This is a genomic window from Streptomyces atratus (genome assembly GCF_040655115.1).
In the GTDB taxonomy this organism is placed as follows: Bacteria; Actinomycetota; Actinomycetes; order Streptomycetales; family Streptomycetaceae; genus Streptomyces; species Streptomyces atratus_D.
This window is the reverse complement of record NZ_JBFAJH010000063.1, coordinates 22,248-36,189: the sequence shown is the minus strand read 5'-3', so window position 1 is coordinate 36,189 and position 13,942 is coordinate 22,248. Positions and strand designations below refer to the sequence as shown.

Annotated in this window: 14 protein-coding genes; 2 read left to right on the top strand and 12 right to left on the bottom strand. The window is 68.4% G+C overall.

The features are described 5' to 3' along the window. Positions 1–100: 100 nt before the first annotated feature. On the bottom strand, positions 101–880 hold the full coding sequence (locus tag AB0I23_RS36580) for a GNAT family N-acetyltransferase (RefSeq protein ID WP_436847052.1): 780 nt from the start codon (positions 878–880) through the stop codon (positions 101–103). Between the two features lie 91 nt (positions 881–971). Between AB0I23_RS36580 and AB0I23_RS36575 the strand changes: the two genes are divergently transcribed. Next, positions 972–1,532 (top strand): GNAT family N-acetyltransferase, encoded by a 561-nt coding sequence (locus AB0I23_RS36575; protein ID WP_359116460.1) that lies wholly within the window; start codon positions 972–974, stop codon positions 1,530–1,532. A gap of 256 nt (positions 1,533–1,788) precedes the next feature. Here AB0I23_RS36575 and AB0I23_RS36570 read toward each other — a convergent pair whose 3' ends face one another. The 10 genes from AB0I23_RS36570 to AB0I23_RS36525 all read right to left on the bottom strand — a co-directional run bounded on the left by AB0I23_RS36570 (position 1,789) and on the right by AB0I23_RS36525 (position 11,538). Continuing rightward, positions 1,789–3,306, bottom strand: coding sequence for a type IV secretory system conjugative DNA transfer family protein (locus AB0I23_RS36570; protein WP_359116458.1), 1,518 nt, complete (start codon positions 3,304–3,306; stop codon positions 1,789–1,791). 1 nt (position 3,307) lies between these two features. Beyond that, the gene (locus AB0I23_RS36565; RefSeq protein WP_359116456.1) at positions 3,308–4,726 is read right to left on the bottom strand and encodes an ATP-binding protein; all 1,419 of its coding nucleotides are present in this window, start codon (positions 4,724–4,726) and stop codon (positions 3,308–3,310) included. A 19-nt stretch (positions 4,727–4,745) separates the two neighbouring features. Continuing rightward, the gene (locus AB0I23_RS36560; RefSeq protein WP_359116454.1) at positions 4,746–6,296 is read right to left on the bottom strand and encodes an SCO6880 family protein; all 1,551 of its coding nucleotides are present in this window, start codon (positions 6,294–6,296) and stop codon (positions 4,746–4,748) included. Beyond that, complete coding sequence (locus tag AB0I23_RS36555; protein ID WP_359116451.1) at positions 6,293–7,660, bottom strand: hypothetical protein; 1,368 nt, start codon at positions 7,658–7,660, stop codon at positions 6,293–6,295. Before AB0I23_RS36555 ends, AB0I23_RS36560 begins: the two co-directional genes overlap by 4 nt. Further along, a complete protein-coding gene (locus AB0I23_RS36550; protein WP_359116448.1) occupies positions 7,650–8,528 on the bottom strand; it encodes a hypothetical protein in 879 nt (292 codons plus the stop codon). The genes AB0I23_RS36555 and AB0I23_RS36550 overlap by 11 nt, the downstream gene beginning before the upstream one ends. Positions 8,529–8,715: 187 nt before the next feature. Then, a complete protein-coding gene (locus AB0I23_RS36545) occupies positions 8,716–9,030 on the bottom strand; it encodes a hypothetical protein (protein ID WP_037695745.1) in 315 nt (104 codons plus the stop codon). Between the two features lie 303 nt (positions 9,031–9,333). Then, the gene (locus tag AB0I23_RS36540; RefSeq protein WP_359116445.1) at positions 9,334–9,990 is read right to left on the bottom strand and encodes a DUF402 domain-containing protein; all 657 of its coding nucleotides are present in this window, start codon (positions 9,988–9,990) and stop codon (positions 9,334–9,336) included. A 253-nt stretch (positions 9,991–10,243) separates the two neighbouring features. Continuing rightward, on the bottom strand, positions 10,244–10,495 hold the full coding sequence (locus AB0I23_RS36535) for a DUF397 domain-containing protein (RefSeq protein WP_359116442.1): 252 nt from the start codon (positions 10,493–10,495) through the stop codon (positions 10,244–10,246). After that, positions 10,488–10,676 carry a DUF397 domain-containing protein gene (locus AB0I23_RS36530; RefSeq protein WP_359116440.1) on the bottom strand — a complete coding sequence of 63 codons (189 nt, stop codon included), beginning with the start codon at positions 10,674–10,676 and terminating at the stop codon, positions 10,488–10,490. The genes AB0I23_RS36535 and AB0I23_RS36530 overlap by 8 nt, the downstream gene beginning before the upstream one ends. A gap of 10 nt (positions 10,677–10,686) precedes the next feature. Next, entirely contained in the window at positions 10,687–11,538 is an 852-nt protein-coding gene (locus AB0I23_RS36525; RefSeq protein ID WP_359116437.1) for a Scr1 family TA system antitoxin-like transcriptional regulator, read from the bottom strand. A 213-nt stretch (positions 11,539–11,751) separates the two neighbouring features. Here AB0I23_RS36525 and AB0I23_RS36520 point away from each other — a divergent pair, with 213 nt between their 5' ends. Continuing rightward, entirely contained in the window at positions 11,752–12,228 is a 477-nt protein-coding gene (locus AB0I23_RS36520) for an ATP-binding protein (protein WP_359116434.1), read from the top strand. Positions 12,229–12,569: 341 nt separating this feature from the next. Here the strand turns inward: AB0I23_RS36520 and AB0I23_RS36515 are convergent, their stop codons facing one another. Next, entirely contained in the window at positions 12,570–13,634 is a 1,065-nt protein-coding gene (locus AB0I23_RS36515; RefSeq protein ID WP_359116431.1) for a type III polyketide synthase, read from the bottom strand. Positions 13,635–13,942: the final 308 nt, after the last annotated feature.

Here is a 13,942-nt window from a genome sequence, read left to right as displayed (position 1 = left end):
CAGGGGGGACCCTGTGGGAGAGTAGGACGCCGCCGAACAATTATTCCGGGAAAGCCCCGCACCTCTGGTGCGGGGCTTTTCTGCGTTCACGGGGCCGTGTTCAGTCCGACGGCGACCACACGTAGGGGGTCGTCGTGGTGACTGCGTGAAAGCCGAGGCGGCGCAGGATCGGTGCGCTGTCGTCGGACGCGTCCACGTGGAGATAACTGACTCCGCGGGCTGCCGCGATTTCGGCGCGGGCGGCGACCAGCGCGCGATAGATGCCGCGTCCTCGCCAGGCGGAGAGTGTGGAGCCACCCCACAGACCGGCGAATTCGGTTCCTGGCCTGAAGACCAGCCAGGCTGCGGAGACGAGCTCACCGTCGGCTTCGGCGACCAGGACGGTGATGTCGTCCGGTGCGGCGGCGATCCGGCCCGCCAGGTCGTCCCCGATCATGCTCAGGTCCTGGTCCCAGATCACCGACTCCATCACCGCTATGCGGTGCATGTCCGCGGCTTCGGTGACCCGGCGGAGTGCGACGCCGTCCGGGAGCACGGGTGGTGATGCCATGTCCTTGGTGAGGCCGATGAGGATGGTCTCCTCGTCCTCTGCGGTGAAGCCGGCGGCGCGCAGGCGGTCGGTGAGGTCGGCCGGGTGGTCGTGACCCCGTATCTTCCACTCCACCGCCTCGCCCCGCGCAGCGAAGTAGTCGCGCTGACGGGCGATCAACTCGTCGAGTTCGACGCCTCGGACGCCCAGGTCGCGCGGGGCGCTGATGAAGCCGCGGAACTGGCCGACGGTCCGTGTCAGGGGGCCGTCCTGTTCGTAGCTGACCCCTGCCGGGGGGTGGGGCGGCACGCTGCGCATCTGCTCGTCATAGGCCGCGAGCAGGCCTTTCATGTCTGTCACGGGAGTAGACAGTACGAGCTGGAGCGGGTCCGGGAGGTCGAATTCGATTGCTCGGGGACGGGGTGCCGGACAAGATCGGTGCATGGACTATGTGATTCGCCCCGTACGCGCCGAGGAATGGCCGCTGGTCAAGGACATCCGGCTCGCCGCTCTGCAGGATCCCGCAGCCCCGGTGGCGTTCCTGGAGACGTACGAGCAAGGTCTGGCCCAGCCCGACGAGTTCTGGCAGGGGCGTGCGGCCGGTGGGGCGGAGTCCAGTGGCGACGAGATACGTCAGTTCATCGCCGAGGCGCCCGAAGGGAGTTGGGCCGGCACGATCAGCGTGCTCATCGAGCGACCGGACGGGAACCTGCGGTTCGGCGAACCCGCCAAGGTCCACCAGGCCCATGTGGTCGGGGTCTATGTGCGGCCCGAGGCGCGGGGGAGCGGGCTGGCCGACCAGCTGTTCCGGGTCGGGGTCGACTGGGCGTGGTCACTGGGCGAGCCGAGGATCGAGCGGGTGCGTCTCTATGTGCACGAGAACAACCCGCGGGCCAGTGCGTTCTACCGCCGGTTCGGCTTCGTACCGACCGGGGAGACCCTCGCCGAGACGGACGATCCGGCGGCGCTGGACCTGGAGTACGAGATCGTCCGCCCGGCCTGACGTCTTGGGCGACCGTGGGCTTTCCGGCGGCGCCGACGCCAACCACGCAACGGCTAGTGCCCCTCCCGGCAAGCTTTGCCCCGTCGCACCGCCCGGCACGCACGCTCGCCGCGTTGGCCAAAAGCCCTGGTAGCTCCTTCCCCAAGCTCTCAACTCCGTTCGAGCAGGGGAGACCCCATCCAAGGACTTCCGGCCGCCTTGCGATCGCACGCACCGGACGACGCTCCTGATGGGGCAAACATTGCCGGTCACGGCACTAGAGCGGGGACGACCAGCGGGCGCGGGCCTGTTCCTTCGAGCGGAGCAGGGCGAGCGTCGGCAGGCCCTGGTCCTGGCCGGCCGACAGCAGTTCGGGAAGTTGGGGGAGCGGTGCCACAGCCGCGACGTCGTCGAGGACCAATGTCATTGGTGGGTCGAGCCGACCGTCGGTTGACCGTGCGGCCATGCGGCGGCCGTGCTCGACCACGTGTGAGGCGAGGGCGGTGAGCAGGGGCATCGCGCCCGGTGCGGAGCGAGGATCCTCGATGGGTTCACCGACCACATAAAGCGTGCCCCCTTCGCCGGCAAAAGATTCCAGGACCAGCGAATCGGCTCGGTTCGGTGTGCAGGCCTCACGGATGTGGATCGAGGAGAGCGCGGCGAACGCCCGTACCGTCAGTTCCTGCGCCATTTCACGCCGTTCGGGATGACCGGCCAGCGAGGACTCCAGCAGGCCGGCGAGTCCGGAGGCCGCCTTGGGGTGGGTGCGGAGCAGGCGTACGGGTTCATGGGCGTTGCCGCCGAGTGCCCAGCGGTGGACCTGGCGGAACGGGCGACCGTCTATGGCGGCGGCGTGCAGCCAGCACTGGAGCAGGGTCTCCGCGGTCTCGGCCGTCATCGTGTCGATACGGGCCTGCGGCCGGACCGGGGCGAGGAGCGCGGCGGCGCGGGCGGCTGCCGTATCGGGCTGTTCGCATCCGGCGGTGGGTGACCAGTGGAGGCGGGCCGGGGTGTCGCAGAGGTGGCCGGGGTCGTAGACGAGGACCGGGCCGAGTTTGGCGCGGGCGTCCTTCGTCTCCGCCCAGACGGTGGGGTCCGAGGTGATGACGAGGGCAGGTCCGTCCGCCTCCCGGACGGCCTCTACGACCGTGGGCCGGCGGATGGCGGCGGGGCCGTAGACGACGAGAGGTGTGCGGGGGGAGGGGACGGCCGGGGCGAGGGGAGAGGGCGCGGGGCGCTCGGCGGATTCGGCCGGTGCCGGGGTGGCCGTGGCCGGAGTGGCCGGTGCCGGGGTGACCGGAGTGGCCGCGGGGGCGGGGAGCGGCGCGGGGGCGGAGACTTCCACCCCGGCGGGCTCCGCGCGCTTCGGGTGCGCCGCGTGTCGCACGTAACGCTCCTCGGAGCGCTCCTCCCGGCGCTCTTCCCGCCGGCGTGCTCGTACCGCGCGCCAGCGGGCCACCACGCCCATCACGAACACGGTCAGCACCATGAGCACCATGAGTTCGCCTATGAACAGGCCCCAGAACAGCCCGTATCCGGAGAGCTCGTCCGCGGGTGTATTGGGCCAGGCTGCCGGGATGTCGTGCGGGGCCGCCGCCAGCCGGCGCATGGCGAGCGGAGTCTCCGTGAAGGTGACGCCCTTCGGCCACGCGCCGTGCGCGAACAGCCCGGACAGACCGGTGGCCGTCCAGGCCAGGACGGCCAGCCCGAGCAGAAGGCCCAGCAGGCCGACCAGCAGACCGTCCGGGATGCCGCCGGTGCTCGGACCGGTCTGCTGCTCTGTACGCCCTGCCATGTCATGCCACCGTTGACTCGGACGAGTCGTTCAGCCGATGTTGGTGCTCGATGCGGGCCGCGCGCTGTTCGGTCTCCAGTTCCGCGGCCCGTACGTCCTCCGGCAGCAGATCGGCCGCGGACGACTCGGTCATCGCACGGTCGGTGAAGACCAGTGGCCGTTCCGCCTCGGTGATCAGGTGTTTGACGACCTGCACGTTCCCGTTGACGTCCCATACCGCGATGCCGGGGGTGAGGGTGGGGATGATCTCGACCGCCCAGCGGGGCAGGCCGAGGACGCGCCCCGTCGCTCTGGCCTCGTCGGCCTTCTGCGCGTAGATGGTTCGTGTCGACGCCATCTTGAGGATCGCCGCCGCCTCGCGTGCCGCGGCCCCGTCGACCACATCGCTGAGGTGGTGGACGACGGCGACGAACGACAGGCCCAGCCGCCGGCCGAACTTCAGCAGCCGCTGGAAGAGCTGGGCGACGAACGGTGAGTTGATGATGTGCCAGGCCTCTTCGACCAGGAAGATGCGCTTCTTCCGGTCGGGCCTGATCCAGGTGTGTTCCAGCCAGACGCCGACGATCGCCATCAGGATCGGCATCGCGATCGAGTTCCGGTCGATGTGCGAGAGGTCGAAGACGATCAGGGGTGCGTCCAGGTCGATGCCGGCGGAGGTCGGGCCGTCGAACATGCCGCGCAGGTCACCGTCGACGAGCCGGTCCAGGACGAGGGCGACGTCGAGGCCCCAGGCGCGCACGTCGTCTATGTCGACGTTCATCGCCTCGGCGGACTCGGGTTCCGGGTGGCGCAGTTGCTCGACGATGTCGGTCAGTACGGGTTGCCGCTCGTTGATCGTCTGGTTGACGTAGGCGTGCGCGACCTTCAGCGCGAAGCCGGACCGTTCGTCGAGGCCGTGGCCCATCGCGACTTCGATGATCGTACGGAGCAGGGCGAGCTGGCCTGTCGTGGTGATCGACGGGTCCAGCGGGTTGAGCCGGATGCCGCCGTTCAGGGCGGCGGTCGGGTCGAGGCGGACGGGGGTGAGGCCGAGCTCCTGGGCGATGAGGTTCCACTCGCCGACGCCGTCCTCGCCCTGGGCGTCGAGGACGACGACCTGGCGGTCGCGGAAGCGGAGCTGGCGGAGCACGTACGTCTTCTCCAGCGCGGACTTGCCGTTGCCCGACTCGCCGAGCACCAGCCAGTGCGGGGCGGGGAGCTGCTGCCCGTACAGCTGGAAGGGGTCGTAGATGTAGCCCTTGCCGGAGTACACCTCGCGGCCGATGATCACGCCGGAGTCGCCGAGACCGGGCGCGGCGGTGGGCAGGTACACCGCCTGGGCCTGGCCGGTGGAGGTACGCACGGGCAGTCTGGTCGTCTCCACCTTCCCGAAGAGGAAGGAGGTGAAGGCATCCGACAACGCGGACAGCGGATCTCGCATGGCGTGACTGCCCTCTCGGTTAGCGACGGATGCCGGTGGCGAACGGCAGGGTGTTCACAAAGGCGCGGTGGTGCTCGCGGTCGCACCACTCCAGCTTCAGATACGACTTGCCGGCCGAGGCCCGGATCGTCCGCTTGTCACGGGCGAGGGACTCGGGTGATCGCGACGACACGGTGATGTACCCCACGAGATTCACTCCGGCCGCGCCGCTCGCGAGATCTTCACCCCGCTGGTCGAGCCTGCCGTGGGCGGCGATGTCGCGCGGGTCGACGGTTCGGTTCATCTTGGCCTGACGGCTCGCCTCGGCCTCGTCGTTGGTCTTCTCCGTGAGCATCCGCTCGATGGCGATCTCGGTCGGTTCGAGGTCCATGCAGACCGCGACCGTGCGGATGACGTCCGGGGTGTGGACGAGGAGCGGGGCGAGGAAGTTGACGCCGACGGGAGTCATCGGCCATTCCTTCACCCACGCCGTGGCGTGGCACCAGGGCGCGCGCGTCGCCGACTCGCGGGTCTTGGCCTGCAGGTACGTCGGCTCGACCGCGTCCAGTTCGGCGGGCCAGGCGTTGCGCTTCGTCATCGCCTGGATGTGGTCGATGGGGTGGTCGGGGTCGTACATCGAGTGCACGAGGGAGGCGAGCCGGCTCTGGCCGAGCGGCTGGCGCACCCGGATGTCGGCCTCGGCGAGGCGGGCGCAGATGTCGGTCAGTTCGCGCGCCATGACGACGGCGAGCCCCGCGTCCCGGTCGAGCTTGCGGCCTGCCTGGGGGCGGGCGGCGCGGGCCATGGCGTTCGCCTCGGCGGCCAGCTCGCGGTTGAAGTGCATGCACGCGACGAGGTAGGCGCGGTGCTGTTCGCTGGAGGTGGAGACCATCGACTGGAGCTGGTCGTACGACTCCTGCAGCCAGCCCGGGGCCGCCTTGTCGCCGCGCTGGGCGACGTCCTTCGCGTGCGCGTCGGGGTCGGCGGGCAGGGTGCGGGCCAGCATCTGAATACGGGTCACGAAGCCGTCGCCGTTCGCCACATGCTTCAGCAGCGTGCCGAACCGGTCGACCAGCGCCTCCTGGTCCTCGCTGTCGCGGAGTCCGACACCGGGACCCTCGATCTCGATCGCCGCGGTGACGGTGCGGCGGTCGGCGTGCAGCAGTACGGCGATCTCGTCCGGGCCGAAGGGGGCGGCGAGCCAGTTGATCCGGCCGATGCCCGGGGGCGGTCCGATCTCGATCTCACGGCCGTCCCCCCGTACGCCCGCTTCCATGGCGGTGGAACGGTAGGTGGCGCCGCGGCGCACGGACCGCTTGAAGCTGCGGTTGATCTCGAACCATTTGTAGAAGGTGCGGTGCTTGTACGGGACGTACACGATCGCCAGCGCCAGCAGCGGGAAGCCCGTGAGCAGCACGATCCGCAGGGACAGGACGGGGACGATCAGCCCGCTCATCATGCCGAGGAACGCGCCGACGATGATCAGCGCGATCTCGCCGGTCTCACGGTTCTTGCCGACGATCGCGTTCGGCCGGGCCCGGCCGATGAGATACGTACGGCGGGGCGCGACCGGATGGGACTGGGTCGTCAACGCCCTCCACCTCCTGTGCTGTTGTTACCTGAATTGCCTGTACCGCCGCCCCGGTTGATGCGGCTGCTGTGCGGGGTGCCGGAGGTGGGTCCCGGTCCGCTGCGGGGCGGAGGCGGGGCGGAGGGGACAGATCCGCCGCCGACCCCGCTCCCGCCGGTGTTGCGGGAGCTGTGCGCGGCCACACCGCCGCTGACCGGGTTGGCGGGCCTGCCGCCGCCCTGTCCGCCGTTGCCGCCGCCGCTCCGGCTGCTGTGGGTCTTGATGCCCTGGGAGACGAGGGCGGCGGGGGAGCTGATCAGGGCTGCGGCCTGGGCGCCGTCGGTGGCCTGCTTGCGGTTGGTGCGGGCGCCTTGGATCTCGTCGCCGAAGCCGGGGACGAAGCGGTAGATCATCGCCGAGGCGAAGATCGCCAGGAGGATGATGGCGAGCCCGGAGACGACGGCGGAGAACGCGTTCGGTCCCCCGTCGGAGGAGAGCGCGCCGGCCAGTCCGAGCACGATGACGATGACCGGCTTCACCATGATCACAGCGATCATGATGCCCGCCCAGCGGCGGACATGACCCCACATGTTCTTGTCGACGAGCCCCGAGTAGACGACGACGCCGAGCAGCGCACCGACGTAGAGCAGGGCGGCCCGGATCACGAGTTCCAGCCAGAGCACGCCCGCGGCGAGGATCGACACGAGCGAGACGACGATCAGCATGATCGGCCCGCCGCCGATGTCGGAGCCCTTGCTCAGCGCCTCGGCGAACGAACCGAAGAAGACATCGGTCTGCCCGCCGGACGAGGACGCGATGACGTCCGTGACCCCGTCGGTCGCCGATACGACCGTGTAGAGGATGAGCGGCGTGAACGCGGACGCGAGGACGGTCAGCCAGAGGAACCCGACAGCCTCGGAGATCGCGGTGGCCACCGGAACGCCGCGGATGGCGCGCTTGGCGACGGCGAGCAGCCAGAGGACGAGGGTGAGCACGGTGGAGGCGGCGAAGATGACCGCGTACTGCTGGAGGAACTTGGGGTTGGTGAAGTCGACGTTCGCGGTGCCTTTGACTGCCTCGCTGAGCTTGCCGACGATCCAGGCCGCGGCGTCGGCGCAGCCGCGGGCGAGGGAGGAGAGGGGGTCGAGGGCGTTGGCGGCGTCGTCGGGGGAGGTGGTTTTGGGGGCGCCTGCGTCGCCGTTTTCGCAGTAGTCCTTGGCGAGTCCGACGATGAGGTCGCAGGCGTTGTTGCTCTTACTCGGAGATGGGCTCGGCGTCGGGCTCGGTGCTGCGGTGGCACGGGACGCCAAGAGGACGATCGTGGCTGGGACGCTTCCCAAAACGGACGCGACAGAGATCGCATGGGAGCGACGGCTAGCGGGCATAGGTAAAGCCTCCGTACTGCTCAACCGCACCGGCGATGTCGTCTGCAGTCGATGCCCGGTTGTCGCCGCTGACCGGTGTCGGGCCTTCTGTCTGGTTCGACGACTCGATCTTCCAGTCGTTCCCGACCCATTTCAGGTTCTCGGTGATGGTGAACCAGGTCTCAGTGACGGGCTTGGTGGAGCCTTGACCGGCCATCCCGACAAGGCCTGTGCACCAGACCTCGACGGTGGCTGTGTCCCCGGTCTGCTTGGTCACTTTGGTGCCCACAGGCACGGTCCGAGAGACGAACGTCAGTCCACTGGGTGTGCTGCCGTCTTCGTTCAACCCGACATTGGTGAAGAGGCTTGCGGAGTACGCCTTGTCCATGTCGGCTTGGAGGCGGTCGACCACAGCCGGGTCGTGAGTGGCTTGCAGGATCCCCCGGCGTGCGGCGGCGTTGAACATGTCGGCAGAACCGAGTGCTACGGCGTAATTAGTTGCAGCACTCTGCGCACCCTGAGCATCGTGCGCGAACCCCGACGCGATCGTGCCGTTCTTCCCCGTCACCGGCTTCGTGCCCGTCGCCGCTGTCGGCGCCGAGCCCGCCTTGCTGCCGCCGCCGCTCCCGCCCGATGTGGCGCTGTCGCCCCCGGTCCCGCCCAAGTTCGCGAAGGCGATAGCCGCGATGAGCAGGACGACCACGCCGACCACCATGACCAGGGACCGTGAACTGCGGGCCGGCCGACGGGAGCCGCCGTAGCCGTCGCCGCCCCCGCCGTCGGGGAGTCGAGTACGGGTCTGGCGCGTTCCGCCGAGGGTGCTGTATCCATCGTCCGTACGGCCTGAGCCCGAGTCGCTGCCGTAGCCGTGATCGTCGCCGAGACTCATGCCGGGTAGGCCCCCTCAACCGTGTGCGATTCCGCGTAGTACGACGGTAGCCGTGCTGGTTCCCGCGCGGACGCGGTGTGGTGACTCGACATCAGGGAGACGCAACCTCTGCCGGTGGGCACGACGGACGGATGGGGTGGAAGCGGGACAGGGGCGGCGGCAGCCTTCCGGGCAGGCTGACGGACGGTTAGATGGCCATCCCGTAGACGATGGTGAACAGGGTTCCCAGCGATCCGATGATGAACACACCGGTCAGACCGGCAACGATCAGGCCCTTGCCCTGTTCTGCGCTGAACGTGTCGCGCAACGCCGTCGCGCCGATGCGCTGCTTGGCCGCTCCCCAGATGGCGATGCCGAAGCAGAGCAGGATGGCGACGGCCATGACGACCTCGATCATCACCTTGGCTTCGTTGCCCAGGGCTCCGAACGGCCCCCACTTGGGAGCGATGCCGTTGATGATGGTGCTGATACCGCCCTTATCAGTGTCAGCTGCCAGGACCATGTAAGTCACCGCCCCTGTTGGGTAGTTCACTGCCCCTGCCACGTGGCACGGGTCGCTCTCTATCTTCGCTGATGAATCCGCCCAGGTGGGACGACTTGGCGCCTCTCTTTCATGGGATCTCGCACGTTTGACCGGTCCGACCGCCCTGACCTGCGGATCGAATCGGTGTGTGACCACATATGTATGGTTACTCTGTGTATCACGCAGGGTGACGCTGGGCAATCATTGTCATCTCGCCACCCTGGCCGAAGCCCGCCTCCGCTCCCTCCTCGCGCCCATCTGGGCAGACGGGTTGAAGGTCAGTCAGAGGACGGAACGGCGGGGGCCCGGCGGGCGGGGCGGTGTCGTCCAGGTCTTCGGTGGCCGGAAGTCGCACCAGGAGCCGTCAAAGGGAAAGGTTCCGGCCTCGGCGAGCCGTGCGACTCTGGTGCCCTCCGCGCGAATGGCCGCCGCTTCATCGGCCGACCAGTAGACGGGATGGCCGGTCTTTTCGGCGAAGGACTCCTCGTCCTTCCACTGCCAGGACCGGTCCGGCGCGACGTTGATGTCGAGCTCGTGGTCGGCGATGTCGATGTCGTCGCCGTGGTGGACGCGACGCTCCAGATTCACGTACCAACCCCGGAACTTTCCCCTGCGGCCGAAGAGCCACAGAACGGAATGTGCGGCGCCGGTGGGCTGATAGAAGAGGGCGCTGCCCATCGGCCACCGGTCGGGGATCACCGGGTAGCCGGTGGCGGGTCGGTCGTCCGGTGCGATGTCGCGGAGGTGTGCGCCTCCCGGGAGCTCCGTGCGCCACATGGGCGCACCTGTCTCCATCCATACCAACTGGCCCTCGTCCGTGCGGTCGACGAGACGTACGGGCACCGAGGCGCTCAAGTGGCCGCCGATGAAGAAGTTCCAGTGCAGAATCCGGCCCGGTACGTCGTCCGTGGTGTTGATCAAGCGCGCGAGACGGTTCATGGGTCAGTCCTTGCTGCCGGGGCCCGATGGTGGGGATGTGCTGTGTTGTGCCCGGACAGGAGCAAGTTCAATGCGCGGACGGGGGGCGTGGCGTGGCGCATGCCTGTCGGTAGGACGAGCAGCGAACAGTTCCGAAGGGGCAGCAAGCCGCCGGGCTCTGTGGTTCGAACCCGGCACGCGGAAACGGAAGGCAACTCCTGCCCGTCCGAGGAGCAGGCCGGCTCGTGCAGTTCGGCAGGCAGGAGCCGGGCGGTCAGGCCGGGGTGGCCGGGCCCTCGACGGCCGACTCCGCGAAGTGGTCGAACTCGCCGGCCACGACGCCCTTGGTGAAGGCCTCCCATTTCGTCCGGGTGGTCGTGACGATGTTGGTCGGGTCGCCGGTCTCGCGCAGGTGGACGAGCCCGTCCGGGCCGAAGGCGATCTCGATCCAGGGCCCGGGGCCGTCCTCGCCCTCAGGGGCGGCGCGGACCCAGGTGAGGTCGGCGGGTATGTACTGCTCAGCCATGGTGGGTGCCGGCCTTGAGGCTTCGGAGAAGGGCGGCCCAGGCGGTGGGGGTGGTGCGGAGTATGGCTCCGGTGGGGTCGCTGCTCTCGGTGACGTTGACCGTGTTGTCGTGGGCGGCGACGTGTACGCAGGCTTCGCCCTGCGCGCAGTAGGACGACCTCTGCCAGGTGGATGCGGCCATCTCTGTTCCTTCACAGGTCTCGGGCGATGTTGTGGACAAGTTCTCGCGATAGCTCGGTGCTCAGCGCAGCTGCGTCGAGCCGTTCGAACAGGAGGCGGTACTGCGTCAGCTGGGCTTCGGAGTCGATGAACACCGGGCCGTGGGACTGGTCGAGCTGGGCGGTATCGAGTGCGGGCACCGGTCCGCGTACGTAGTACAGCGACTGGCCCGAGCCCGGGTAATACGTGGCTTCGAAGGGGATCACGCGGATCGTCACGTGGGTCCGTTCGCTCACCTTGAGCAGGTGCTGGAGCTGGGCGCGGGCCACACTCGGGCCCCCGAACCTCATTCGGAGCGCGGCCTCATGAATGACTGCGCGATAGGGGACGACGCCCTCTCCGTACAGCACCGCCTGGCGTTTGACGCGGTACGAGACACGGTGTTCGATCTCCGGCGGTGACATCTCGGGCACTGCCTGCCGGTAGATCTCCCTAGCGTGATCGACGGTCTGCAGCAGCCCAGGGATGTGGATGCTGTGCGCTGCGTGCAGGCTGCTGCCGTAGTGCTCAATCTCGGCGAGGTCGAGGAGTCTGGGCGGCAGAATATCCCGGTATTCCTCCCACCAGCCACGTTTGCGGTCACCCGTTATGGCGACGAGAGCCTCGATCAGCGCTTGGTCCGTGCACGAGTAGGTGTGGGCCATGACGCGTACGCGGTCGGCGCTCACACCGAATCGCGCCACCTCGATGTTGCTCAGCTGCCCCGAACTTGTGCCGAGGAGATCAGCTGCCTGCGTGGTGGTCATCCCGGCCCGCTCGCGCAGTTTGCGCAGCTCGGCGCCGAGTCGGGTGCGGCGCGCGGTAGGGGCGGCCCTGCCTGCCATCTCGAACTCTCCCCAGAAATCTACTGAGTTGGCCTGTCACTCACACGAGTGGATCTCGTCAAAGATTCCGGTCAAAAAGCGAAAAGAATCCTTGCCAAAGTCTAGTCTCTGATCCAGGCCACCCGCCCGGAAGTACCCCGCTCGACGGAGCGGCCTCGTCACCGGGCAACCAGATGCGTGAGATCCAACGTCCCTCCGTGATCGGAGACTTCCATGGTCCTGGCCACCGTAACGCCGCCCTGGGCGTACACCCTCCAACTCCCGCAAGATCCCCGTGCCCCGGGTATCGCCCGAGCCACCCTCCGCTCCGTACTCCGCGTGCACGGCATGGGCGATCTCATCGACACCGCCGAGCTGTTGGCGAGCGAGCTCGTCACCAACGCCTACCGGTACTCCTCGGGGCCGTACTCACTCCGGCTGCGCGACGCCGGGCGGCACCGGATCAGACTCAGTGTCTGGGACACCAACCCGGACATCCCGCCACCGTTCCAGGGCGACGGGAACGCGCCGGCGTCGCTTGCCGAGGGCGGTCGGGGGCTGCATCTCGTCACCCTGTGGGCCGACAGCTGGGGCGCGTACCCCCTGCGCGGCGGGCTGCCGGGGCACGGCGGGAAACTGCTCTGGGTGGAGTGCGCGTGGAGACCGGAAGAGGCCCTGCTGGGCCGCGTCTCACCGGGAGGATCGCCCTGAGTCGTCGCGTCCTTCACGGGGCGGTGTCTTCAAGGACTTCCCCCAGATCCCGTACGAAGCGAAGGCCCGGGCGCCCGTCGAGCCGGACCTCGCCGGTGCGTATGAATCCGGTCCGGGCGCTGCAGTTCAGCCATCCGGCGATGATAGTGAGCTGAATGCGCGACGGCAGTTGAGTATCTGCGCGCGAGATCTGCCGTGGGCCGGGAGCCGGGGCGCGCACCTCATGGGACCGGCCCCGGTCCTCAAGCTGCAGACGGCGCTTGAGGTCCGGGGCCGGGTTTGGTGGGGTTGCGGGCTTCCCGGTCAGGTTGCCCGGCGCGCACACCGTGCTGTGGTGCGGCTCAGCCCACTACCTCGGGCTCCGAGGTCCAGGTTCCCAGGGAGATCTCGGCGGTGATGCCCGGCCCGAAGCCGGCCATGATGCCTCGCTGACCGTGGAGGGTCGACGCCTCGTCGAACATGCGGGCCAGGGCGTCGAGTACCACCGCGCTGGCGATGTTGCCGTACTCGGTGAGCGTGGCCCGGCTGAAGCGGAACGCTTCGGGCGGCACGTCGAGGAAGCGGCTCAGGTCGTCCAGGATGCGCGGACCGCCGGCGTGGATGATGTAGAAGTCCAGCTTGCTGGCGTTCCACTGGTGCTGTTCCGCGAGGGCGCTCAGGGCCGGGGCAAGGGGCTCCATGGTTCCGGGCACGCGCTTGTCGAGCTGGAAGTGGAAGCCCGTGGACCGGACCGCGTAGGAGATCCATTCCTCGGTGTCCGGGATGATGTACGACCCGTTGCGTTCCAGACGGACTCCGGTGCCGCCGTTGCCCCGTACCACGGCGGCGGCGATCCCGTCGCCGAACAAGCCGTTGGACAGCAGGGACCCCACGCCCAGGTCGGTGGGCTGGTAGCACAGCGAGCAGAACTCGCAAGCGATGACGAGCACGTTGCGGTCGGGGTACGCCGTGCAGAAGTCGTGGGCCCGGTTGACGGCTGCGCCACCCGCCGCACAGCCCAGTTGGGCGATCGGCATCTGCCTCGTCTCCGGCCGGAAGCCCATCGTGTTGATGAGCCACGCGGTCGGCGGAGGCATCATGAAGCCGGTGCAGGAGACGTAGATGATCAGGTCGATCTGCGACGGCTCGAGTTCTGCCTGGTCCAGTGCCTGGCGGACGACAGCAGGGACGCGGGCCTTGGTCTGCGCCTCGTAGATTTCGCTGCGCGCATCGAACCCCGGGTGCTGCAGCACCTTTTCGATCGGCTGGATCAGATGTCGTTTCTGAACCCCGGTGTGTTCGATCAGACGGAGGACCAGACCGAGCTGCGGATGGTCGCCGTGCAGTCGTTGTGCCAGTTCGAGGGTTTCGTCGTTGGTGATGACGTACTCGGGAACTGCGATTGCGGGCTTGCAGAGTACCGCCATGGATCTCCTCCTAGCGGACGATGAACCACACGGCCGAGCCTGAACGTTTGCGGGGCAGGTGTCGGCCGACGGTAGCCACTGCGGCACCGTGCGTGGAGCGGCGCTGGACAGACTTTTTGGTTGCGGCGCCGAATGCGATGCCCCTGGGAGGGCATGGGTGGGCCGATCGACGGGTGCGCTGAATTCTCACCGTATGGGCAGATGAATATGTGCCGCACCCTGATCGGCCCTGGAGATCACGCTACGACAGGCGGATGAGGGTCGCACGTCGAACGGAACGCGCTGTCCGGGAGCCCCGGAATCTTCCG